Genomic DNA, 21,743 nt, shown 5'->3' on the forward strand with positions numbered 1-21,743 from the left:
AATGACTACAGCAGAGGAGCATAGTAGCCTTTCGCTGCGCTTGAACTCAGGAGTCTCTGCATGTCCGTTCGTCGTACTAAAATCGTCGCCACACTGGGCCCGGCCAGCAACTCGCCGGAAGTTCTCGAACAGCTGATCCTCGCTGGCCTGGACGTTGCCCGTCTGAACTTCTCCCACGGTACTCCCGACGAGCACAAGGCTCGTGCCAAGCTGGTGCGCGACCTCGCGGCCAAGCACGGGCGCTTCGTCGCGCTGCTGGGTGACCTGCAGGGCCCGAAGATCCGTATCGCCAAGTTCGCCAACAAACGTATCGAACTCAAGGTCGGTGATCACTTCACCTTCTCCACCGGCCATCCGCTGACCGAGGGCAACCAGCAGGTCGTCGGTATCGACTACCCGGACCTGGTCAAGGATTGCGGCGTCGGCGACGAACTGCTGCTCGACGACGGCCGCGTGGTCATGCGCGTTGAAACCGCGACCGACACCGAGCTGCACTGCGTGGTGTTGATCGGTGGCCCGCTGTCGGACCACAAAGGTATCAACCGTCGCGGTGGCGGCCTGACCGCCCCGGCCCTGACCGAAAAAGACAAGGCCGACATCAAGCTCGCCGCAGAAATGGAAGTGGACTACCTCGCGGTATCCTTCCCACGCGACGCCGCCGACATGGAATACGCCCGTAAGCTGCGCGACGAGGCCGGCGGTACCGCCTGGCTGGTGGCGAAGATCGAACGTGCCGAAGCCGTGGCCGACGACGAAACCCTCGACGGCCTGATCATGGCCAGCGACGCGGTGATGGTTGCCCGTGGTGACCTCGGTGTGGAAATCGGCGACGCCGAACTGGTGGGCATCCAGAAGAAAATCATTCTGCATGCGCGTCGCCACAACAAGGCGGTGATCGTTGCGACCCAGATGATGGAGTCGATGATCCTCAACCCGATGCCAACCCGCGCCGAAGTGTCCGACGTAGCCAACGCCGTACTGGACTACACCGACGCCGTGATGCTCTCGGCCGAAAGTGCCGCCGGTGCCTACCCGCTGGAAGCGGTGCAGGCCATGGCGCGTATCTGCGTCGGCGCTGAAAAGCACCCGACCAGCAAGACCTCCAGCCACCGTATCGGCAAGGTCTTCGAAAGCTGCGACCAGAGCATCGCACTGGCGGCCATGTACACCGCCAACCACTTCCCGGGCGTCAAGGCCATCATTGCCCTGACCGAAAGCGGCTACACGCCGTTGATCATGTCGCGGATCCGTTCCTCGGTACCGATCTACGCGTTTTCCCCGCACCGTGAAACCCAGGCCCGCGCGGCCATGTTCCGTGGCGTCTACACCGTACCGTTCGACCCGGCCTCGCTGCCGCCTGAGCAAGTCAGCCAGGCTGCCGTGGACGAGTTGCTCAAGCTCGGTGTGGTCGAGCAAGGCGACTGGGTCATCCTGACCAAGGGCGACAGCTACCACACCATCGGCGGCACCAACGGCATGAAGATCCTGCACGTGGGCGACCCACTGGTTTGATTCTCGCAACCCTGCCGTAAAAAAGCCCCGCCTCTCGCAAGAGGGCGGGGCTTTTTCATGCCTGGGAGAAAAACCGCCGCGGAGGCTGTGTAGGCTTTTTCTGTTTTCACTGTAGTGTCGGCACATAGATCAGCTGACAGGCTAGCCTTGTCACTTGACCGCCGGATGCACGCCAAAGCCTCGGCAAGGAGAAGCGCTATGAAAGACCGAAACTGTCCTCCCATCACCCGCCACCCCTTCAGTCGGATGATGGACATCCAGATGATCGCCACGACGCTGGGGGGCGCCAGCCTGGCCGGCATGCTCTTCCCCAACATGGGAGGTGCACTGCTGGCGGGCTTGCTGCTGGGCGCCCTGGCCGGATTATGGGTCACAACACCCACCTGACACTACCGACCCAAGGAAGGGTGCCATGACACTGGAACAGACCTCTTATTCGATTATCGCCGGCCTGATTCTTATCGCCCTCTATCTGGGACGATCCCTGTATTACCGACAACCCGCGGAACTGATCCACGCGGTGATTATCATCACCGCCTGCCAGGGAGTCGTGGCGGCCATCGCGCTGGGTTCACTGACCTATTTTTCCAGCGCCCACGAACTGGGGATTTTGCGAGAACAGAAGGACAGTATCCTGGTCGGCGCACTGGCGCTGACGTGGGTGTCGGTGATCTCCGCCTATTCGAGTCTCATGCAACCCGGGCATCGAGCAAAGTCGTCCGGGAAACCTTGACGCTCAACGCCGGGTCATGAAACCCGAAAGCGCCGTAATCGCCTCGGGCGAGCGCAGCCGCTGGATAAACAACACAGCTTCAGCCTCGACCACCTGGCGCAGTTGCTCGCGATCCGGGTCCTTCATCAATTGCTTGCTGACCTGCACCGCCGCCGAGGCCAGTTGATCGAAGCGCAGCGCCACTTCCCGCGCCTTGGCCAGCGCCAACTCGCCACTGGGCAAGGCCTCGGTGGCCAGGCCCCAAGTCGCCGCCTGCTCGCCGCTGAAGCCCTCGCCCAGCAGCAGCAACTGCGCCGCCCGGGCATGACCGAGCAGACGCGGCAGCAACAGGCTGGAGCCGAATTCAGGGCATAACCCCAGATTGACGAACGGCATGCGCAGACGGGCATCCGCGCTGACGTACACCAGGTCGCAATGCAGCAGCAACGTCGTGCCGATCCCCACGGCCGGGCCCGCAACAGCGGCAATCACCGGCTTGCGGCAATCGAGCAGGCTACGCATGAAGGCAAAAACCGGGCTGTCAAGAGCACTCGGCGGCTCTTCGAGAAAGTCGGCGATATCGTTGCCGCTGGTGAAACACTCACTGCTGCCGCGGATCAACACTGCATTGATCTCGGGATCAGAATCCGCCTCCCGCAGCGCCTCGCCCAACTGGCTGTACATGGCGCGGGTCAGGGCGTTTTTCTTGTCGGCACGGTTCAGGCGCAAGGTCAGCAGGCTGCCTTGGCGCTCCAGCACAATCGCGTCAGTCATTGGAACTCCCTTGTTGTGGGGACCCGGCGCTCAGGCGTGCGGCACGAACACATCGGCCAACAGTTGATTGCGCGGCAGCCCGGACAGGTACAGACGTTTGGCAAACGCCTCGACACTCGCCGGGGCACCACAGAGTAGAGCCAGGGTTTGCCGGGAGACAAGACGCAGTTTGGCCAGAAAGTCCGGCAGTTCGGCCCCCGTCACATAATCGACGCTCAGGTTGGGAACCTGCGCGACCAGTTCATTCAGCGCCGAAGCCAGATAATGCTCGGCACCCTCGTGGGCCAGGTGAACCAGACGGATCGGCCCCTCATGGCCTTGGCGCAGCGCCTCGCGCAACACTCCCCATAACGGCGCCAGCCCCGTACCAGCCGCCAGCAACCAGAGCGGCCGGGCATGCCAGTCCGGGTCGTAATGCAAGGCTCCGCCACGCAATTCGCCCAGGCGAATCGGCGCGCCGAGTTGAAGCTGTCGCGCCGCATCGCTGAAGGCGCCGGGCTGTCGGCAATCAAGATGAAACTCCAGGTAGCGGTCCTCTTCAGGCAAGCTGGCCAGGGAATAAGGCCGGGCGACGCCCTGTTCCGTCCACAGCACCAGATGCTGGCCAGCGCTGTAGCGCAAGGGCCGCTCGGGCAGCAGGCGCAGACGCAGGACCGTCGGGCTCAGCCATTCCAGCTCAGCCACCGTTGCCGACAAACCGTCACGACGCGGGTCGAAGACCTCGACCTGGAGGTCTTCGCGCACCTGGCACTGACAGGCCAGCCGCCAGCCGCGCTCGCGCTGGGCGAAAGCCAGGGCCTCCGGCCGGTTGTCCTGCGGCTCGCCGTGTACGCAACGTACCAGGCAAGCATGGCAACTGCCCGCCCGGCAGCTGTAGGGCACCGCCACGCCTGCCTGGTTCAAGGCATCGAGCAGGTTGCTGCCAACCGCCACCGACCAGCCCCGTTCGCCCACCCGCAGCTCAGGCATCGGTGTATTCCCAGGCCGCGCAGCAGCGATTACGACCGTCACGTTTGGCGCGGTAGAGCGCCTGGTCGGCGCGCTGCAAGGCATCGTCGAGGTCGTCTTCCACTCCCACCAGCGTCATGCCGACCGACAGGCTCAGGTTATTCACCGCCATCCCCATCAGTTCCACCTGGGTAAAGGCCAGACGCAAGCGCTCGCAACAGGAGGTCAGGCGCTCGGGATCGGCATTGGGCAACAGCAACACGAATTCTTCTCCACCGTAGCGCGCCAGCACATCTCCGTCGCGCACACAGGCCATGGCCACCGCGGCGAACGCCTGCAAGACCTGGTCGCCGGCGGCATGCCCGTGCATATCGTTGATCCGCTTGAAATGATCGAGGTCGATCAAGGCCAGGCCATGGACCACATCCGCGTCCATCAGCTCCAGTTCACGGGAAGCCAGGCGCAGGAAATGCCGTCTATTGTATAGCCCGGTCAGTTCATCGGTCGCCACCAGATCTTCCAACTGGCGCATCATCCCGCGCAGGGTGTCCTGGTGGGCCTGCAAGGCAAAGCGGCGCTGGCGCATACGCTGACGGGAGGCTTGCACATAGCTGGCGTAGAGACACAACCACAGCAACACGACGAACAGCACGCACACCTGCAGCAACGCCAGACCCGGGTTCGGCAACTGGAAGTGGTAACCCTCCCAGAGATTAAGCGCGGCAAACGAAAAGAACACCAGCACCGCACAGCGCACGAATTTGCGTTGCGGCAGATGAAACATGCCAAACAGCAGCACCAACGGATAAAACACCAGGAAGGCGCCGCGGGCCTGTTCGAGGTTGGCCATCAGGTAGGTCTGCCAACCCAGGCCTATGAGCACCTGCAGCTCCGTCAGGCTGGGATCGCGAAAATGCCGGTTGCGGCCACTGATAAACAGCCAGCCGAGTACGCCCTGGCTGAGAATCACCAAGCCGCTGCCTATCAGGCCCGTGGTTACGCTGGCCTCATAGTTATCGGTGAAAATCGCTACCCACAACAGCGACAACAGCAGTAGATAGGTGCCGGCAGCCAGGGCAAAGCGTTTGCGTAACAGAGTCTGTATGGCTTTATGGGTCAATCTTTGACTCACTTTGCGCTGAGGGCTCAAGGGGTTTCCTTCCCGTACAGGCCACTTGCCACTCTAGTGATCTGGATCAAAAATAACTATTCAATTTTTTGCCACTCGTACACTTTAATCTGGACGAGAGGACAAGATAAGGACGCAAGAAAAGTGCCGACGCTCCTGCGACCTTGGTTTGACCACTGACGGATGTGCCGGGCTCAAGGGCGGGTTATACTGCCGCGCCTTATTTTGTGCCGGTCATGCGTGCCCGGCCCGTCTCAAAAGATGTTTTCGACAGACCAGATGCAAACCGGTCGCAAACACCTTATTTCCATGTTCCCGTCTTTATAGAGGAGCGCGACCCATGACCGTGATCAAGCAAGACGACCTGATACAGAGCGTTGCCGACGCCCTGCAGTTCATTTCCTACTACCACCCCGTGGATTTCATCCAGGCCATGCACGAGGCCTACCTGCGGGAAGAGTCGCCGGCGGCCCGCGACTCCATGGCCCAGATCCTGATCAACTCGCGCATGTGCGCCACCGGCCACCGGCCGATCTGCCAGGACACCGGGATTGTCACCGTGTTCGTGCGCGTGGGCATGGATGTGCGCTGGGACGGTGCCACCATGGGCCTGGACGACATGATCAACGAAGGCGTGCGTCGCGCCTACAACCTGCCGGAAAACGTCCTGCGTGCTTCGATCCTGGCCGACCCGGCCGGTGCGCGCAAGAACACCAAGGACAACACCCCGGCGGTCATCCATTACTCCATCGTTCCGGGTAACACCGTGGAAGTGGACGTCGCGGCCAAGGGCGGCGGCTCCGAGAACAAGTCGAAAATGGCCATGCTCAACCCGTCCGACTCGATCGTCGACTGGGTGCTGAAGACGGTGCCGACCATGGGTGCCGGCTGGTGCCCACCGGGCATGCTCGGCATCGGCATCGGCGGCACCGCCGAGAAAGCCGCGGTCATGGCCAAGGAAGTGTTGATGGAGTCCATCGACATCCACGAGCTGAAGAAGCGTGGCCCGTCCAACCGCATCGAAGAAATGCGCCTGGAGCTGTTCGAGAAGGTCAACCAACTGGGCATCGGTGCCCAGGGCCTGGGTGGTTTGACCACCGTGCTCGACGTGAAAATCATGGATTACCCGACGCACGCGGCGTCCCTGCCGGTGTGCATGATCCCCAACTGCGCCGCCACCCGCCACGCGCACTTCGTGCTCGACGGCTCCGGCCCGGCATCGCTGGAAGCGCCACCGTTGGACGCCTACCCGGAAATCGTCTGGGAAGCCGGTCCGTCGGCCCGTCGCGTCAACCTCGACACCCTGACCCCGGAAGACGTGCAGAGCTGGAAGCCGGGCGAAACCGTCCTGCTCAACGGCAAGATGCTCACCGGCCGCGACGCCGCGCACAAGCGCATGGTGGAAATGCTCAACAAGGGTGAAACCTTGCCGGTGGACCTCAAGGGTCGCTTTATCTACTACGTCGGCCCGGTTGATCCGGTGCGTGAAGAAGTGGTCGGGCCGGCCGGTCCGACCACGGCAACGCGCATGGACAAATTCACCCGGCAGATCCTCGACCAGACCGGCTTGCTGGGCATGATCGGCAAATCCGAGCGCGGCCCGACCGCCATCGAAGCGATCAAGGACTACAAGGCCGTGTACCTGATGGCCGTGGGTGGAGCTGCCTACCTGGTGGCCCAGGCGATCAAGAAATCCAAGGTCGTGGCCTTTGCCGAACTGGGCATGGAAGCGATCTACGAGTTCGAGGTCAAGGACATGCCGGTCACGGTCGCGGTCGACTCCAAGGGCGAGTCGGTGCATATCACCGGTCCGGCCATCTGGCAGAAGAAGATCCACGACAGCCTGGCGGTGGAAGTGCAGTAAGCGCTTTTGTTGCAGGAATAGAAGCGGCCCGGTTGATCCGGGCCGCTTTTTTATTGCCTGGAAAACAGCGTTGGAGCGGCGCACAGGCCTGTAAGACTCAAGGATGGTGGTGAAATTAGAACGCTATCGCCGGCAAGCCAGCTCCTACACTCAGACGTGGCTGGAGGTGGGCCAGACCTGCAAGGTGTCATCCACACGCTTGCGCGCCAGTTCGATCAGGCGCACGACTCCCAGCGCCAGTTTGCGTTTCGAACCGTCAAGTTGGTCGGCGGATTCATAAGCCGTCGCGGCAGCCGACTCAAGGATGTCACACACATCAATCAGCGCTTCTTCGACGCCGTTCGGATGATTCGGTTTACAAGCATTTCGGGTGGGTGGCGACTGTACGCGAGTTAGCAGACCGGGACTCCAGGAACCCAGCGCGCCCGAAGGCGCCCCACGCACAGCGCCATAACGCATGAAGCGGGCATGAAAAAAGCGCCAGCCAAATGGATATGGGCGCTTTCTGTGCGCCTGGAAGTCAATCGGGCTGCTAAACCCGACCACTGAAATAGCAGTGACGGACCAGAGCCTAGTCCCGTGATTTTCCTGGCGCAAGCGATCTGGATTTTCTAGGAAACTTCAGTCAAGGGAAAGAGAAACGTCCTCCAATAGCCGAAAAACAGCCCCCCATTGCACCTCAATCCAGCGTGCCCACAGTCACCACCGCGCGCATGCACTCGCGCAACCACCCTAATGCCTGATCCCCATCCCGGCGCTGGTGCCAGACAAAAATAAAGTCGAACGAGGGGATTTCGAAAGGCGGCGGTACCACCACCAGCCGCTCATGATCGATATTACGCAAGTTGCGCGAAGCCACGGTCAAAATCAGGTCCGTACCGGCAATCAACTGCGGCGCCACACCCCAATGCGGCAAGCTGATCGCCACTCGCCGACGCTGATGAATCGCACTCAGCGCCCGTTCGATTTCCGCCGTCCCGCTGCCACGCATTTCCAGCAACACATGCGGCCGCGACAGGTAGCCCGGCAGATCAAGCACGCCCTCTGCAGGCAAACTGTCCCGGTCCACCAGGCAGGCGTAGTGTTCACTGAACAGATGGGTACTGCGCAACGCCGGCGAAAAATCCGGGAATACCCCGGTGGCCGCATCGATATCGCCATTGAGCAACAGCTCCAGCATGCCCTCGCGACTGGCCTGGGTGATCTGCAGGTCGATCCCCGGCGCATCCCGCCGCAACCCCCGAACCAGGCCCGGCAACAACATCGCCGCGCCATAGTCGGACATCGCCAAGCGAAACGTGCGCTTGGCCGACGCAGGATCAAAACCTTGCGGAGCCAGCAGGTCCTGCACTCGCCCCAACGCATCGCTCAACGGTAGCGCCAGTTCCAGTGCCCGCGCCGTCGGCACCAACCCGCCGCCGACTCGCACCAGCAGCGGATCACCCAGCAAGTCGCGCAGGCGCGCCAAGGCATGACTGACCGCCGGCTGGCTCAGGTGCAGGCGCTCGGCGGCACGGGTCACGTGCTGCTCGGCGAGCAAGGCGTCGAGGATCACCAGCAGGTTGAGGTCGATGCGACGAAGATCATTCATCCGATGCATGTTCTGGATATTTTCTTGGAATTTAAATTTGCCCCGCGAATACCTTAGAGTCCAGCAAAACCTGTTGGAGAATGATTATGAGTACCTTGAGCTGGGCTGGCCTGCTGGCCCTGGCCTCCATCGCCGGCGCAGTCGTGCCGTTTCAGAGCGCAATCAACGCGAACCTCGGCCGCGGCCTCGGTCACCCGTTATGGGCGACACTGGTCTCGCTGCTGGTGAGCATGGCGGTGTTGTTGCCAGTGATGCTCGCACTACGCTTGCCGTTCCCGAACCTGGAATTTGCCACCAGGGCGCCGACCTGGATCTGGCTCGGCGGCGTATTCGGTGTGTGTTTCGTGGCCTTGGCAGTGCTGCTGGTGCCCAAGCTAGGGGCAGGAGGATTTGTCGCCCTGGCGCTGGCCGGGCAAGTGGTCGCCTCTTTGGTGCTCGACCACTTCGGTCTGTTCGGGCTGGTGGAACGCCATATGAGCGTACCGAGAATGGTCGGTGCCGTGCTGCTGATCGCCGGCGTGACGATGATCCAGTTCACCGCCACCCCAAAAAACACTTCGCCAGCCGCCACCCAGCCAAGCCTCAACCTCGCGAAGACAGTTGATTGATCGCCTTGGGATCGAGAATCGGCTGCGGCCCACCGTTTCGGGCCACCGCCAGCATCGCCCGGCCAATGGTTTCGGTGGTCTGGATGGTGTCCGGCCACAACCGCCGCAACACACTCATCAACGGCCCGGCCAGCGTGTAGACCGCCTGGTAGAGCGCAGTCTTGGAACGCACGCCATGCAACGGCTGGATCGCACCGGGACGCATCAGGTACACCGCCTTGAACGGCAAGCGTTGCAAGGCGTTTTCGGTACGGCCCTTGACCCGCGCCCACATGCTGCGGCCCTTTTCACTGCTGTCGGTGCCCGCCCCCGTGACATAGACAAAGGTCATGTTCGGATTGAGCCGCGCCAAGGTCTCGGCCGCGGCCAGCGTCAGGTCGTAGGTCACCCGGGTGTATTGCGCCTCGTCCAGGCCCACCACCGAGATACCCAGGCAGAAGAAGCAGGCATCGAAGCCCTGCAACTCGGCCTCGATGCCCTGGTAGTTGAACAGGTCGGCGTGCACCACCTGGCTGAGCTTCGGATCGGTCTGGGTCACCGGCGTACGGCCAATGACCCGGACCTGCTGCACATCGCCCGCCAGCAGGCATTCACGTAATACACCCTGGCCGACCATGCCGGTGGCACCGAACAACAAGACGTTCATGGACGACCTCTCAATGGGTTGGAAATGCTGGCAGCTCGACAGGAGCACTGTAGTCGGCGGCGCGACTGACCTCCAGCCAACGCTCACCCGCCTCGGCACGGGCGGTCTCGGCCTGCTCGCAGTACTGCAAGGCATCGTTGCCGATCAACAGGTGCAGCGGCAGTTGCTCGTGATAGGCCAGCTTCAGCAGGATCTGCGCAATCCGATCCGGATCGCTCGGCTCATTGCCGGCGTAGGTACCGAGCAATTCCTGGATCGCACCGACGCTAGGCAGGTAGTCGTCGATGATCGTGGGTGTGCCCTGGCCTGCACGCACCGCCCAGTTGGTGCGCATGCCACCCGGCTCCACGGCACAGATCCTGATCCCCAACGGCGCCACTTCCTGCGCGACCACTTCGGTAAAACCACCCACCGCCCACTTCGCCGCCTGATAGGCGCTGAGCCCGGGCATGCCCAGACGCCCACCCACGGAGGAGATCTGCAGGATGTGCCCGCTGCGTTGCGCGCGCATCACCGGCAATGCGGCGCGGGTCACGTTGACCACGCCGAAGAAATTGGTCTCGACCTCGGCGCGGAACGCCTCTGCCTCCGTCTGCTCGAAAGGTGCGAGATGACCGTAACCGGCATTGTTGACCAGTACGTCGAGCCGACCAAAGGTATCGACCGCCACCTTCACCGCCGCTTCAGCCGCCGCTGCATCCGTGACATCCAGAGCCACCACCCGCACCTGATCGCCATAACGCGCCACCAGATCATCCAGCCGCCGAGGCTCCCGCGCCGTCGCCACCAGGCGTTCCCCCGCCGCCAGTACCGCCTCGGCGACATTGCGACCCAAACCGCTGGCACTGCCGGTAATCAACCAGACCTTAGACATGCTTGTACTCCTTACGACTATTGAGATTAATATTGAGTGAGCACTCACTCATTTTCAACACAAAGCTTCAATACAAGAAACAGCCTCGCCTACTCCTTGGCGGTAGCACTCCAGAACGCCTGGAAACCGGCTTCGGCATAACGCTCGGCCTGGTCGGGTTCGCGGCGGATAAAGTCGATGGTGGTATCGGCCAGGGCGCCCATGATCGCCGAGACAAACGCCGCCGGCTGGTCGCGGAACAGGCCGCTGGCAATGCTTTCCTGCATCATCTCGTTGACCTCGCAGAAGTCCTGCATCCCCAGCAACTTGCTCTGTTCGGTAACCTGCGCGGACATCCCGAGCAAAGCCACCACCTTGCGTTTCTGCGGTTCGGCGACGCCCCAGTCGACATAACTCTGCCAGGCGTGCCGGGCGCGCTTCTTCACCGTTTCCGTGCGCGGGTAACCGGGCATCATCACATCGCGCAACTCGGCCTTGATATGCAGGTAGAGTTCGTTGAGCAACACGTCCTTGGAACTGAAGTAGTTGAACAAGGTGCCCTCGGCGACCCCGGCGAGCCGGGCGATCTTCAGCGTCGGACAACCCAGGCCCTGCTCGGCGAACACCTCGATGGCGGCACTGAGGATGGCGTTGCGTTTGTCTTCACTTTTGGGACGGGCCATGGGGAGCAGCGTTCAACTTATAAATGAGTAATCACTCAATTAAACCTGTCTGAACGCGGGTTTGCAAGCCCGCTGGTCGTGACAGCGCCCTCCCCGACCGGGGAAGGCGCTGGGTGATGGGGTTTTGCCTCAGAACGCGCTGCGGAAAATCTCTTCGATCTGCCGCTGATCCGCCGCCCGTGGATTGGTCAGGCCGCAAGCGTCCTTCAGGGCATTGGTGGCGAGGATCGGGATGTCCTGCAACTTGGCGCCCAACTCCCGCAGACCGGCCGGAATCTCGACATCCTTGGCCAGACTGCGAATCGCCGCAATGGCCGCCTGGGCACCCTCCTCGGCACTCATGCCACGAATGTCGGCACCTAGCGCCTTGGCCACATCACTCAGGCGTTGCGGGCAGACCAGCGCATTGAAACTCTGCACATGGGGCAGCAGCACCGCATTGCACACGCCATGGGGCAAGTCGTAGAAGCCGCCCAACTGGTGCGCCATGGCATGCACGAAACCCAGCGAGGCATTGTTGAACGCCATGCCGGCGAGGAACTGCGCGTAGGCCATGCTTTCCCGGGCCTGCAGGTCGGCGCCATCAAACACGGCCTGGCGCAGGTTGGCGCTGATCAGTTCAATGGCTTTGATCGCGCAGGCGTCGGTGATCGGCGTCGCCGCCGTCGACACATAAGCTTCGATGGCATGGGTCAGGGCATCCATGCCGGTAGCGGCGGTCAGTCCCTTGGGCATGGCGACCATCAGCGCCGGGTCGTTGACCGACAGCAACGGCGTGACGTTACGGTCGACAATCGCCATTTTCACGTGGCGCGATTCATCGGTGATGATGCAGAAACGGGTCATCTCGCTGGCGGTACCGGCGGTGGTATTGATGGCCACCAGCGGCAGTTGCGGCTTGGCTGAGCGGTCGACGCCTTCATAGTCGCGGATATGCCCGCCATTGGTGGCGCACAGGGCGATGCCCTTGGCACAGTCATGGGGCGAGCCGCCGCCCAGGGACACAATGAAATCGCATTGGCCAGCCTTGAGTGCCACCAAGCCCTTCTCGACGTTGTCGATGCTCGGATTCGGTTTGGCGCCATCGAACACGACCGAATCGATATCCTGCATCGCCAACAACCCGGCAATCCGTGCGGCGACGCCGGCCTTGGCCAGCCCGACGTCGGTAACGATCAGCGCTTTGCGAAAGCCATGCTTGCGGATCGCGCCCATGGCTTCGTCCAGGCAATCAATGCCCATGATATTCACGGCGGGAATAAAAAATGTGCTGCTCACAGTAGGTCTTCCTTTAGCTGACGGACTCCCGTCAGCTTCAGTCGAAGACCCACCCCTGACCTTGACCTGACGCAAGGAAAACCTGGATCCACAACACCGTTTGTCAGGCGCCGTTTATCTGGATCAGCCCACGTCGGCGATAAGCCTCGATATCAACGCCAAAGGCCCCGGACGAACAGACCTGGCGAATCGCATAGGGCCGGCCCATGGCATCGAAGGTGCTGTCGGCCAGATCGATAAGCTTCTCCGGGCAGCGCCGCTTGTCGGCTCCGAGAACACGCAACAGACGCGGCTTGAGTCGATTGCAGGGCGGCGCGCCGAGGATGATCGCGACTTCGTCATTGGTCATCTCGACGATTTCGCCGCTGGGATACAGGCCGATCAGGCGAATGAACGCGCTGACAATCTGCTCGTCGAAATGGCTGTTGGCCGCTTTGAACAGGATGCGCAGGGACTCGAGGGTCGAACGCCCCTTGCTGTAGACCCGGTCACTGCTGATGGCATCATAGGCGTCAGTCACCGCGACGATCCGCGCATAAAAGGGAATCCCTTCGGCGCTCAAGCCACGGGGATAGCCCATGCCGTCCAACCGCTCATGGTGCGACAGCGCCACCTCGAGCGCCGCCACCGGCACACCGGCTTGGCTGGCGAGCAAGGTATAACCTTCCATGGCGTGGCTTTTCATGATGGCGTACTCCTGATCCGTCAACGCCGACGGTTTATTCAGGATTTCGCTTGGCACCTTGAGCTTGCCGACATCGTGGAGCATGGCACCGACCCCGATCTCCTCCAATTCCACAGCCGGCAGGCCCAACTCGCGACCCAGGGCAATGGACAGCATTGCCACCCGCAGCGAATGCTCGGCGGTGTAATCGTCCTGGAACTTGATGCGGGTCAGCCAGAGCAAGGCCGAGGGGTTGCGCAGGATACTGTCGACACAATCCTTGACCACGGCTTTCACCGCGTCGACCTGAATCGGCTCGCCCATATCCACCGCCTCGAGGATGCGCCAGGATTGCGCCCGGGCCGAGCCCCAGGCGAGCTCGGCCCGGGCCATTTCAACGTTGAAGTCGACCGGCTCCGCGAGTGCCGCGCATGCAGTCGCGCATTCAATCGGGGTTTCGACCGACAGCCCATGGGCCCCGGCGGCACTGGCGATATCCACCCAGGCATACTCGCAGTTCTCGCGCAGCAGTCGCAGTTCCTCCTCGCGGCGTATACGGAACTCACGAAAGGAAAAGGTGGTTTCCTCCCACGGCCGATCCAGTGCTTCGATCTGCATGCCGATGGCCAGCCGGGCCACCTCGATCTTGATACAGCCTTTACAGATATCCGGGTCCATTTCACGTCTCCGAACGGATGCGTCAAATAAAGAGTCGGGGGCGACCGCCAGGGACTCAAATCGAGAACTGCGTGACCACCTTGTTCAATTCCACCGCGAGCTTGGACAGCTCATGACTGGCCGCCAGGGTCTGGCTCGCCGCCGATGAGCTCTGGATCGACAGGTCGCGGATACTGATCAGGTTCTGGTCCACCGACCGGGCGACCTGGGCCTGCTCCTCGGAAGCGGTCGCGATCATCAGGTTGCGGTCGTTGATCTCGCTGATGGCCTGGGCAATTTCGGACAAGGCCGAACCGGCTTCATGGGCAATCAACAGCGTCTTGTCCGCCTCTTCATTGCTACGTTGCATCGAGACCACCGCCTGCCCGGTCCCGTTCTGGATGGCGCCGATCATCTGTTCGATTTCCTGGGTTGAAACCTGGGTACGGTGCGCCAGGGCCCGCACCTCATCAGCAACCACGGCAAAGCCACGGCCCTGTTCACCGGCCCGGGCGGCTTCGATGGCGGCGTTGAGCGCCAGCAGGTTGGTCTGTTCGGCGATGGCCCGGATCACATCCAGCACCTTGCTGATGTTCTGGGCCTGCTGCGCCAGGGATTCGACTTCCTGCCCGGTGGCCTTGACGGTCGAGCTCAGGGTTTCGATGGAGGCAATCGTGCGATGCACACGGTCCGCCCCGGTACGGGTCGAGACTTCGGAACGCTGGGTGGACTGCGACGCCGCCACGGCATTGCGGGCCACTTCCTCGACCGCCGCGGTCATTTCATTGACCGCCGTGGCGGCCTGGTCGGTCTCCAGGCTCTGGCGTTGAATACCGCGATTGGACTCGCCGGTCACCGCGCTCATTTCTTCCGCGGCCGACGCCAACTGCGTGGAGGAGTTGCTGATATGCCGCAGGGTATTTTTCAGGCTGGCCTGCATGGCCGCGGTCGAGGCCTGCAGCTCGGCCAATTCGTCCTTGCCGTCCACCTGCACTTCGGTACGCAGGTCGCCCTCGGCGATCTTCCGGGTCGAGCCGAGCAACAAGCGCAACGGGCCGGTCAGGCTGCGGGTAAAGATAATCGCCAGCAATACCGTCAAGACGCAAGAAACGACAATGATGGCGATAGTCAGATAAAAACCGCCGTCGAACTGCTGCTGGGCCGTGATACCAGACTGCACGGCACCATCGTCATTGATTTTTTCCAGCGCCTCGATGTTGGTTTGCAGCTCATTGACCAAAGGCGGGATCACGTTATTGAGCAGAACAAGCGCCGCTTCGGCCCCCTTCTCGCTGGCGATCTGCAACGTCTCGGCGAGTTTCTGCTCATAGAGGTTGGCATTACGTTGTACCGCCTCGTAGACCGCTTGCTCCTCGGGGCTCGAGACCAGCGGTGCATAGGCCTTGATCTGCTGATCGAGTGTGGCCTTAAGTTCCTGGATACGGGCGGCTTCGGTCTGTTTCATCTGGGCATCGGTGGCCGAGACCAGACGAAAGCTCTCCAGGCGTATCCGATAGAGGGTCAACTCGACCCGCCCGGCCTGTCGCAGGCTGGCCATCCAGTTATCCTGCAAGTCGACCGCCGCCTCGCGAATCAGATGCATTTTCCATAACGCCAGCACGCCCAGGGCAATCAACAGCAGTGTGACAAAGGCAAAACTCAGAAAAGCGCGTGTGGCTATTTTCAGGTTTCTGACTGACATATCGATCACCCTTTATGTGGCATTCCATTGCACTGGAAAAAACACCCAAAAGAGATATCACTACGATATCACCGGAAAAGACACCCCGTGGAAAAAATCTCCCGGCACGGAATGAGGAAATGACTCTAGAGGGCCCGTGTTAAAGTCCGCCGTTGATTCTCCTCAGATTTGGCAACCGACGAATGGCAACGATGGAACTCCAGGCATTTGATACAACATTAGAAGACTGGAACGCCCTGCGTGCAGAAATCGCCTGCAGCGGCCTGTTGATCGGCAACGGCGCAAGCCGGGCGATGTGGCAGGCATTTGCCTACGACTCGCTGTTCGAGCTGGCCCAGACCACCCGTAACCGCCCGCTGGGGCTGAGCGAGCTGGCGGTGTTCAAGGCCCTGGAAACCAGCAACTTCGAACAGGTGCTCAGCGCCCTGAAAAGCACCATCCGGGTCAATGCGGCGCTGACCATCAGTTCGTCGTCGCCGCGCAATCGCTACTTCGCGGTCAAGGAAGCGCTGATCCATGCGATCCGCTCGGTGCATATCCCCTGGATGCGGGTGCAGCCCGAGAGCCTGGCGCTGATCAATGCCGAACTGAGTCGCTACCGCACCCTTTACTCGACCAACTACGACCTGCTCACCTACTGGGCGATCATGCAGGCACCCGAGCCGTTCGACGATCTGTTCCGCACGGACGACTCGACCTTCGACCTGGGCGACCTTGATGCCCGTGGCACCCGCGTCCTGTACCTGCACGGCGGCCTGCACCTGGTGAAGAACCTCGACGGCAGCACACGCAAGCTGACCTCTTCGGAAAGCACCCTGCTGGGCAGTTTCGCGATCAATACCCTGGGCGATGTGCCGTTGTTCGTCAGCGAGGGGAATGCGCAGGACAAGCTCAAGGCGATCCGTCATTCGGATTACCTGTCGTACTGCTACGGGCAACTGGCCGGGCATCAGGACGCCCTGTGCATCTTCGGCCACAACCTCGGCGCGCAGGACCGGCATATCGTCCAGGCCCTGCTGGATACGCGAATCCAGACCCTGGCGATTTCGATCTACCCACGCAGCCAGGCCTTTATCCAGCATCAGAAGCGCCACTTCACCCAGCTGTTCGAGGGCCGGGAAGTGACGCTGCGGTTTTTCGATGCCAAGAGCCATCCGCTGGGTAACCCGCAACTGCAGGTCCCTCCCGAGGCCTGAGATACCCGCCCGATGAACAGCAGGAAGTCGTCAGAATGAGCCGCGTCATCGACATCACACTCGATGGAAACAGCATCGATGCCCAGGCCGCGAGCTGGTTCGCCCGTCACCGCGACACGCCCGAACAGTCACCGGACAGGGCGTTCGAAGAATGGCGGGCAAAGCCGGAGCATGCCCGGGCCTATGCCGAGTTCGAAGCACTCTGGGCGGACCTGGCGCAACTGCGCCAACTGAACCAGCCGGCGTTGCCGGCCCCCCGGCGCAAGAACCTCTGGCGACCGGCCCTGGCCACGGCGGCCGCGCTGTTGTGTGCGTTGCTGAGCGCCAATCTCGGCGCACCAAATACCCCGTACCGGCATCAGGTCGCCGCCCATGCCCAGGGCACCCGCACCCTGAAACTGCCGGACGGCAGCACCCTGTACATCAACGCCAATACCCGACTGCGCATCAACTTCCGCTCCCGGCAACGGGATATCTACCTGGATCAGGGCCAGCTCTACCTGGAAGTGGCCGCCGACAAGGAACGCCCGTTGTGGGTGCATGCCGGCAACGCCCGGGTGCGAGTGGTGGGCACCGCTTTCGATGTGCGCCGCGGCCAGCGCCAGTTGGTGGTCAGCGTCGCCCACGGCCAGGTGGCTTTCGAGCCGGAAGGCGATCCGAGCAGCGCCACCCTGCTCGAAGCCAGGCAACGGGCGATCTTCGACTACGCCAAAGGTACGCTGCAACAGCAAACCCTGAGCAGCGAGGAAGTCGCCGATTGGCGCAGCGGCCACCTGACCTTTCGCAACCGCGAACTGGCCAGTCTGATCGATGAACTGAGCCTCTACCGCAGCAAACCGGTGCAACTGGCGGACGGCCCGCTGGCGCACTTCAAGGTCTCCGGCAACCTCGACGTGACAGACCCGGACGCTCTGCTCAATGCCCTGCCCGCCTTGATCCCGGTGAAAACCGTGGCCCTGGACGATGGTCAGGTCAGGATCGAAAGCCGCAAATAGCCGCCGGCCGGGATCGTGTTATTTTTCACCCCGCGTTCGAACGGACCACACTGAGCTCCGTTACCTGGGCCCGACGCTGGCTCAGGTAGCGGGTGCAACTGACTCGCAGGAAGGAGGCGAAATTCAGCACCTCCCCGCGAAAGTCCATCACTTCCTCGTAGAGCCGGGTGATCAACTGGTTGGTGGTCATGCCGTCGGCCTCGGCGATCTCGCCGAGGATGTCCCAGAACTGGTTTTCCAGGCGCAAGGTGGTCACCACGCCACGGATGCGCAGCGAGCGGGAACGCGATTCGTAGAGAATCGGATCGGCCTTGACGTAGAGCTCACACATGACCCAACCCTCCCTTACAAGGTGATCCTGGTACCCAGCAATCCTAGGAACGCCGCCAGCCAACTCGGATGCGCCGGCCAGGCCGGAGCGGTGGCGAGGTTGCCCTGGACGTGGGCCTGGGTCACTTCGATATCGATATAACGACCACCGGCCAGCCGCACTTCCGGAGCACAGGCAGGATAGGCGCTGCACTCACGACCGTCGAGAATCCCCGCCGCCGCCAGCAACTGCGCGCCATGACAAACCGCGGCAATCGGCTTGCCGGCGTGGTCGAAGGCCTGCACCAGTTGCAGGACTTTGTCGTTCAGCCGCAGGTATTCCGGCGCACGGCCACCGGGAATCAGCAACGCATCGTAGTCGGCGGCATCGACCTTGGCGAAATCAAAGTTCAGGGCGAACAGATGCCCCGGCTTTTCACTGTAGGTCTGGTCGCCCTCGAAGTCATGGATCGCGGTGCGCACGGTCTGGCCGGCGCTTTTGTCCGGGCACACCGCATGCACCTGGTGACCGACCATCAGCAGGGCCTGGAACGGCACCATCACTTCGTAGTCTTCGACGTAATCGCCAACCAGCATCAGAATCTTTTTCGCGGCCATGGGGTGAACTCCTCTGGTTAAACACTTGGGCAGACAAGAGTAGTCAAGGTAGACCCTATACACGCAGGCAGGTAATCACCGGCTACTACGCAGGCGGTCCCACGAAAAACTGTATGGACAACTCTCTACCCAGCTGTAGCGGCGAGCCGTCGGGGCTTTATGGCTAGATGACAGTCCCTGTTTCCCTGATGACTGGCCAACGTTTATGTCCTCCCGTGAAAACACCGGCATGCTGCTCGGCCTGCTGGGTGTAGTGATCTTCAGCCTGACCCTGCCCTTCACCCGCGTCGTGGTGCAGGAAATCCATCCGCTGCTCAACGGCCTCGGTCGCGCCCTGATCGCCGCCATTCCCGCGGCGGCGCTGCTGCTGTGGCGCCGGGAAAAGTGGCCGACCTGGCGTCAGGTCAAGGGCCTGTCACTGGTGATCATCGGGGTCATCCTGGGTTTTCCGGTGCTCTCGGCCTGGGCCATGCAGACCCTGCCGGCCTCCCACGGCGCCCTGGTCAATGGCCTGCAACCCTTGTGCGTGGCGTTGTACGCGGCCTGGTTGTCCCACGAGCGGCCATCGAAGGCCTTCTGGGCCTGCGCGGCCCTGGGCAGTGCGCTGGTGCTGGGTTATGCGCTGATCAGCGGGGCCGGGAGTATCCAGCCCGGAGACCTGTTGATGATCAGCGCCATCGCCCTCGGCGGCCTGGGCTATGCCGAGGGTGGTCGCCTGGCCCGGGAGATGGGCGGTTGGCAAGTGATCTGCTGGGCGCTGGTGCTGTCGGTGCCGATCCTGATCGGCCCGGTGCTGTACCTGGCCTGGCAGCACCAGGGCGCGATTTCCGGCAAGACCTGGTGGGCCTTCGGTTATGTGGCGTTGTTCTCGCAGTTTCTCGGCTTTTTTGCCTGGTACGCCGGGCTCGCCCTGGGCGGTATCGCCCGGGTCAGCCAGATCCAGCTGTTGCAGATTTTCTTCACCATTGCCTTTTCGGCGCTGTTCTTCGGCGAACACGTCGAGCCGATTACCTGGCTGTTTGCCGGTGGCGTGATCATCACCGTGATGCTCGGGCGCAAGACCAGCGTCCGCCCGGCGCAACCGGGCGGTTTGCCGGCGGGGGTTCAGCTCAAGTAGCCGTCGGCCCGCAGCAGGGTTTCCAGGCAGTGCTCGTGGATGTGATAGAACGCCTTCAACTCCTCGATCTTCACCAACAATTGCGCCGGGTCCACGGGCTCGGCGCGCTTGACCGCGAGGATCATCTTGTTCTTGTTGGTGTGTTCCAGGGAAATGAACTCGAAGACCTTGGTCTCGTAGCCGCAGGCTTCCAGGAACAGTGCGCGCAAGCTGTCGGTGACCATCTCCGCCTGCTGCCCCAGGTGCAGGCCGTATTGCAGCATCGGCTTGAGCAACACCGGACTCTGGATCTGCAAGCGGATCTGCTTGTGGCAGCACGGCGAGCACATGATGATCGCCGCGCCGGAGCGGATACCGGTGTGTATCGCATAGTCGGTGGCGATATCGCAGGCATGCAAGGCGATCATCACTTCCAGTTCGCTTGGCGCCACGCTGCGCACATCGCCACATTTGAATACCAGCCCCGGATGCTCCAGGCGCGCCGCCGCCGTATTGCACAGGTTGACCATGTCTTCGCGCAACTCGACCCCGGTCACCTGGCCTTCGACCTGCAAGGTATTGCGCAGGTAATCGTGGATGGCAAAGGTCAGGTAGCCCTTGCCCGAACCGAAGTCCGCGACCCGCACCGGCTGGTCGAGCTTGATCGGCGAGTGGCTCAGGGCATGGGAAAACACTTCGATAAATTTGTTGATCTGCTTCCACTTGCGTGACATCGCCGGAATCAGCTCGTGCTGCGGGTTGGTCACCCCCAGGTCGGTGAGAAATGGCCGACTGAGTTCCAGATAGCGATTCTTCTCGCGATTGTGCTCGGCGGACGGCACTTCCCGCGTCTGCTGGGCCTTGCCCTTGAACAGGGTACTCTTGCCCTTTTTGCTGTACTCCAGTTGCACTTCGTCGGTGAGTGACAGCAGGTGCGCGTTCTTGAAGGACGCCGGCAGCAGCCCGGCGATGATCGCCTGGCCTTCGGCGAGGGCGAAGTTCTTGGTGATATCACGGGTCTTGTAGCGATAGACAAAGGACAGGCACGCCTGCTCCTTGACCGTCACCTGCTTGATGATCAGCCGTTGCAGGTCCGCTTCGTCGCCCACGTACTTGGCCAGCACCAGCTTGATAAAAGCGTTCTGCGCCAGACCGGTCTCGAGCAACTCGAGAAACTGTGCGTGATGGTCCGGCACGGACTGGGCGGGGGTTGCAGTAGCTGACATGTAAAGAGCGCCTCGGGCGTGCGGGAGTCGGATCAGGGAATAGCGGCTATTGTATCAGCCCAACAGGACCAACCGGTTAGGCAACTCGTTGCGCGCCTGGGTCACCGGTACATGAGACTTGAGCAGTTCGCCGCAGGACTCGATGCAGCTGATAAAACCCTGCAGGGTCTGCCCCTGTTTGACCCGCTCGGTGAAGGCCTTGACGATGGGCTCCCAGGCGCTGTTGTCGAGCCGCCGGGAAATCCCCTTGTCCACCAGGATTTCGACATAACGCTCAGCCTCGCAGACAAAAATCAGGACACCGGTACCGCCGACGGTATGGTGCAGGTTCTGTTCGAGAAACTGCCGCCGCGCCAGGTTCGATGCCCGCCAGTGCCGCACCGATCGCGGAATCAGCCGGCTGGTGATCGACGGGATGCGGAACACCAGGCACAACACGATAAAGCTGCTCCACTGCACTGCCAGCAGGCTGTGGCTGTTCAGCCAGCCGAAGACGAAATTGAGCAGCCCGGGGACCAGCAGCGCCGCCAGGCTGGCCCACAGCAACGGGATATAGGCATAGTCGTCGGCACGCCGCGCCAGCACCGTCACCAGTTCCGCATCGGTCTGCTGCTCGACCCGGGTAATCGCTTCGGCAACCTGCCGTTGTTCGTATTCAGTCAGTAAGGCCATGGTTGTGCAC

23 protein-coding genes are annotated in these 21,743 nt (G+C 61.9%); 8 read left to right on the forward strand and 15 right to left on the reverse strand.

The features are described from left to right. Positions 1–60 precede the first annotated feature (60 nt). The 3 genes from pyk to M5B42_RS04060 all read left to right on the forward strand — a co-directional run bounded on the left by pyk (position 61) and on the right by M5B42_RS04060 (position 2,245). Positions 61–1,512 (forward strand): pyruvate kinase, encoded by a 1,452-nt coding sequence (gene pyk / locus M5B42_RS04050; RefSeq protein WP_103496654.1) that lies wholly within the window; start codon positions 61–63, stop codon positions 1,510–1,512. 198 nt (positions 1,513–1,710) lie between these two features. Continuing rightward, on the forward strand, positions 1,711–1,899 hold the full coding sequence (locus M5B42_RS04055; RefSeq protein WP_100938789.1) for a hypothetical protein: 189 nt from the start codon (positions 1,711–1,713) through the stop codon (positions 1,897–1,899). Between the two features lie 25 nt (positions 1,900–1,924). After that, complete coding sequence (locus M5B42_RS04060) at positions 1,925–2,245, forward strand: hypothetical protein (protein ID WP_248745090.1); 321 nt, start codon at positions 1,925–1,927, stop codon at positions 2,243–2,245. Positions 2,246–2,248: 3 nt separating this feature from the next. On the opposite strand, the gene M5B42_RS04065 is transcribed toward M5B42_RS04060, so the two are convergent. Genes M5B42_RS04065 through M5B42_RS04075 form a run of 3 tightly spaced genes read right to left on the reverse strand, consistent with a single transcriptional unit; the run spans position 2,249 to position 5,066 of the window. Further along, positions 2,249–2,998 (reverse strand): enoyl-CoA hydratase, encoded by a 750-nt coding sequence (locus tag M5B42_RS04065; RefSeq protein WP_248745091.1) that lies wholly within the window; start codon positions 2,996–2,998, stop codon positions 2,249–2,251. A 30-nt stretch (positions 2,999–3,028) separates the two neighbouring features. Then, positions 3,029–3,967, reverse strand: a complete 939-nt coding sequence (locus M5B42_RS04070) for an iron-sulfur-binding ferredoxin reductase (protein WP_103496650.1) — start codon at positions 3,965–3,967, stop codon at positions 3,029–3,031. Beyond that, positions 3,960–5,066, reverse strand: a complete 1,107-nt coding sequence (locus M5B42_RS04075; protein ID WP_248745092.1) for a GGDEF domain-containing protein — start codon at positions 5,064–5,066, stop codon at positions 3,960–3,962. Before M5B42_RS04075 ends, M5B42_RS04070 begins: the two co-directional genes overlap by 8 nt. Positions 5,067–5,415: 349 nt before the next feature. Between M5B42_RS04075 and M5B42_RS04080 the strand changes: the two genes are divergently transcribed. Then, positions 5,416–6,939, forward strand: coding sequence for a fumarate hydratase (locus tag M5B42_RS04080; RefSeq protein WP_100938784.1), 1,524 nt, complete (start codon positions 5,416–5,418; stop codon positions 6,937–6,939). A gap of 150 nt (positions 6,940–7,089) precedes the next feature. Here M5B42_RS04080 and M5B42_RS04085 read toward each other — a convergent pair whose 3' ends face one another. Then, positions 7,090–7,254 carry a hypothetical protein gene (locus tag M5B42_RS04085; RefSeq protein ID WP_248745093.1) on the reverse strand — a complete coding sequence of 55 codons (165 nt, stop codon included), beginning with the start codon at positions 7,252–7,254 and terminating at the stop codon, positions 7,090–7,092. A gap of 364 nt (positions 7,255–7,618) precedes the next feature. Further along, entirely contained in the window at positions 7,619–8,539 is a 921-nt protein-coding gene (locus M5B42_RS04090) for a LysR substrate-binding domain-containing protein (protein ID WP_152738102.1), read from the reverse strand. A 77-nt stretch (positions 8,540–8,616) separates the two neighbouring features. Here M5B42_RS04090 and M5B42_RS04095 point away from each other — a divergent pair, with 77 nt between their 5' ends. Further along, entirely contained in the window at positions 8,617–9,138 is a 522-nt protein-coding gene (locus M5B42_RS04095; protein ID WP_248745094.1) for a DMT family transporter, read from the forward strand. On the opposite strand, the gene M5B42_RS04100 is transcribed toward M5B42_RS04095, so the two are convergent. The 6 genes from M5B42_RS04100 to M5B42_RS04125 all read right to left on the reverse strand — a co-directional run bounded on the left by M5B42_RS04100 (position 9,113) and on the right by M5B42_RS04125 (position 15,621). Then, complete coding sequence (locus M5B42_RS04100; RefSeq protein ID WP_152738100.1) at positions 9,113–9,784, reverse strand: NAD(P)H-binding protein; 672 nt, start codon at positions 9,782–9,784, stop codon at positions 9,113–9,115. The genes M5B42_RS04095 and M5B42_RS04100 overlap by 26 nt on opposite strands. Positions 9,785–9,794: 10 nt before the next feature. Continuing rightward, complete coding sequence (locus M5B42_RS04105) at positions 9,795–10,658, reverse strand: oxidoreductase (RefSeq protein WP_152738098.1); 864 nt, start codon at positions 10,656–10,658, stop codon at positions 9,795–9,797. A gap of 89 nt (positions 10,659–10,747) precedes the next feature. Continuing rightward, positions 10,748–11,320 (reverse strand): TetR/AcrR family transcriptional regulator, encoded by a 573-nt coding sequence (locus M5B42_RS04110; RefSeq protein WP_103496643.1) that lies wholly within the window; start codon positions 11,318–11,320, stop codon positions 10,748–10,750. A gap of 129 nt (positions 11,321–11,449) precedes the next feature. After that, positions 11,450–12,598 (reverse strand): L-threonine dehydrogenase, encoded by a 1,149-nt coding sequence (yiaY, locus tag M5B42_RS04115; protein ID WP_177099939.1) that lies wholly within the window; start codon positions 12,596–12,598, stop codon positions 11,450–11,452. Between the two features lie 103 nt (positions 12,599–12,701). Further along, complete coding sequence (locus tag M5B42_RS04120) at positions 12,702–13,940, reverse strand: HD domain-containing phosphohydrolase (protein WP_177099937.1); 1,239 nt, start codon at positions 13,938–13,940, stop codon at positions 12,702–12,704. Positions 13,941–13,995: 55 nt separating this feature from the next. Continuing rightward, on the reverse strand, positions 13,996–15,621 hold the full coding sequence (locus M5B42_RS04125) for a methyl-accepting chemotaxis protein (protein ID WP_248745095.1): 1,626 nt from the start codon (positions 15,619–15,621) through the stop codon (positions 13,996–13,998). 191 nt (positions 15,622–15,812) lie between these two features. Between M5B42_RS04125 and M5B42_RS04130 the strand changes: the two genes are divergently transcribed. Together M5B42_RS04130 and M5B42_RS04135 are read left to right on the forward strand one after the other, a co-directional pair. Then, a complete protein-coding gene (locus tag M5B42_RS04130; protein WP_248745269.1) occupies positions 15,813–16,817 on the forward strand; it encodes a DUF4917 family protein in 1,005 nt (334 codons plus the stop codon). Positions 16,818–16,852: 35 nt separating this feature from the next. Continuing rightward, positions 16,853–17,812, forward strand: a complete 960-nt coding sequence (locus tag M5B42_RS04135) for a FecR domain-containing protein (RefSeq protein WP_248745096.1) — start codon at positions 16,853–16,855, stop codon at positions 17,810–17,812. A gap of 25 nt (positions 17,813–17,837) precedes the next feature. On the opposite strand, the gene M5B42_RS04140 is transcribed toward M5B42_RS04135, so the two are convergent. Further along, on the reverse strand, positions 17,838–18,143 hold the full coding sequence (locus tag M5B42_RS04140; protein ID WP_103498159.1) for a ribbon-helix-helix domain-containing protein: 306 nt from the start codon (positions 18,141–18,143) through the stop codon (positions 17,838–17,840). A gap of 14 nt (positions 18,144–18,157) precedes the next feature. Beyond that, a complete protein-coding gene (locus tag M5B42_RS04145; RefSeq protein ID WP_103498158.1) occupies positions 18,158–18,739 on the reverse strand; it encodes a DJ-1/PfpI family protein in 582 nt (193 codons plus the stop codon). 205 nt (positions 18,740–18,944) lie between these two features. Here M5B42_RS04145 and M5B42_RS04150 point away from each other — a divergent pair, with 205 nt between their 5' ends. Next, entirely contained in the window at positions 18,945–19,856 is a 912-nt protein-coding gene (locus M5B42_RS04150) for a DMT family transporter (RefSeq protein WP_248745097.1), read from the forward strand. Here the strand turns inward: M5B42_RS04150 and M5B42_RS04155 are convergent. Beyond that, entirely contained in the window at positions 19,844–21,061 is a 1,218-nt protein-coding gene (locus tag M5B42_RS04155) for an SAM-dependent methyltransferase (protein WP_248745098.1), read from the reverse strand. The genes M5B42_RS04150 and M5B42_RS04155 overlap by 13 nt on opposite strands. 54 nt (positions 21,062–21,115) lie before the next feature. After that, positions 21,116–21,733, reverse strand: a complete 618-nt coding sequence (locus tag M5B42_RS04160; protein WP_248745099.1) for a hypothetical protein — start codon at positions 21,731–21,733, stop codon at positions 21,116–21,118. Between the last annotated feature and the right edge of the window lie 10 nt (positions 21,734–21,743).

Origin of the sequence: Pseudomonas sp. MWU12-2037, from assembly GCF_023242345.1 — a bacterium.
Lineage (GTDB): Bacteria > Pseudomonadota > Gammaproteobacteria > Pseudomonadales > Pseudomonadaceae > Aquipseudomonas > Aquipseudomonas gingeri_D.

Coding starts and splice junctions, on each gene's coding strand:
- pyk (WP_103496654.1), top strand. CDS start 61: ATGTCCGTTCGTCGTACTAAAATCGTCGCCACACTGGGCCCGGCCAGC.
- M5B42_RS04055 (WP_100938789.1), top strand. CDS start 1,711: ATGAAAGACCGAAACTGTCCTCCCATCACCCGCCACCCCTTCAGTCGG.
- M5B42_RS04060 (WP_248745090.1), top strand. CDS start 1,925: ATGACACTGGAACAGACCTCTTATTCGATTATCGCCGGCCTGATTCTT.
- M5B42_RS04065 (WP_248745091.1), bottom strand. CDS start 2,998: ATGACTGACGCGATTGTGCTGGAGCGCCAAGGCAGCCTGCTGACCTTG.
- M5B42_RS04070 (WP_103496650.1), bottom strand. CDS start 3,967: ATGCCTGAGCTGCGGGTGGGCGAACGGGGCTGGTCGGTGGCGGTTGGC.
- M5B42_RS04080 (WP_100938784.1), top strand. CDS start 5,416: ATGACCGTGATCAAGCAAGACGACCTGATACAGAGCGTTGCCGACGCC.
- M5B42_RS04090 (WP_152738102.1), bottom strand. CDS start 8,539: ATGCATCGGATGAATGATCTTCGTCGCATCGACCTCAACCTGCTGGTG.
- M5B42_RS04095 (WP_248745094.1), top strand. CDS start 8,617: ATGAGTACCTTGAGCTGGGCTGGCCTGCTGGCCCTGGCCTCCATCGCC.
- M5B42_RS04100 (WP_152738100.1), bottom strand. CDS start 9,784: ATGAACGTCTTGTTGTTCGGTGCCACCGGCATGGTCGGCCAGGGTGTA.
- M5B42_RS04105 (WP_152738098.1), bottom strand. CDS start 10,658: ATGTCTAAGGTCTGGTTGATTACCGGCAGTGCCAGCGGTTTGGGTCGC.
- M5B42_RS04110 (WP_103496643.1), bottom strand. CDS start 11,320: ATGGCCCGTCCCAAAAGTGAAGACAAACGCAACGCCATCCTCAGTGCC.
- M5B42_RS04120 (WP_177099937.1), bottom strand. CDS start 13,940: ATGGACCCGGATATCTGTAAAGGCTGTATCAAGATCGAGGTGGCCCGG.
- M5B42_RS04125 (WP_248745095.1), bottom strand. CDS start 15,621: ATGTCAGTCAGAAACCTGAAAATAGCCACACGCGCTTTTCTGAGTTTT.
- M5B42_RS04130 (WP_248745269.1), top strand. CDS start 15,813: ATGGAACTCCAGGCATTTGATACAACATTAGAAGACTGGAACGCCCTG.
- M5B42_RS04135 (WP_248745096.1), top strand. CDS start 16,853: ATGAGCCGCGTCATCGACATCACACTCGATGGAAACAGCATCGATGCC.
- M5B42_RS04140 (WP_103498159.1), bottom strand. CDS start 18,143: ATGTGTGAGCTCTACGTCAAGGCCGATCCGATTCTCTACGAATCGCGT.
- M5B42_RS04145 (WP_103498158.1), bottom strand. CDS start 18,739: ATGGCCGCGAAAAAGATTCTGATGCTGGTTGGCGATTACGTCGAAGAC.
- M5B42_RS04150 (WP_248745097.1), top strand. CDS start 18,945: ATGTCCTCCCGTGAAAACACCGGCATGCTGCTCGGCCTGCTGGGTGTA.
- M5B42_RS04155 (WP_248745098.1), bottom strand. CDS start 21,061: ATGTCAGCTACTGCAACCCCCGCCCAGTCCGTGCCGGACCATCACGCA.
- M5B42_RS04160 (WP_248745099.1), bottom strand. CDS start 21,733: ATGGCCTTACTGACTGAATACGAACAACGGCAGGTTGCCGAAGCGATT.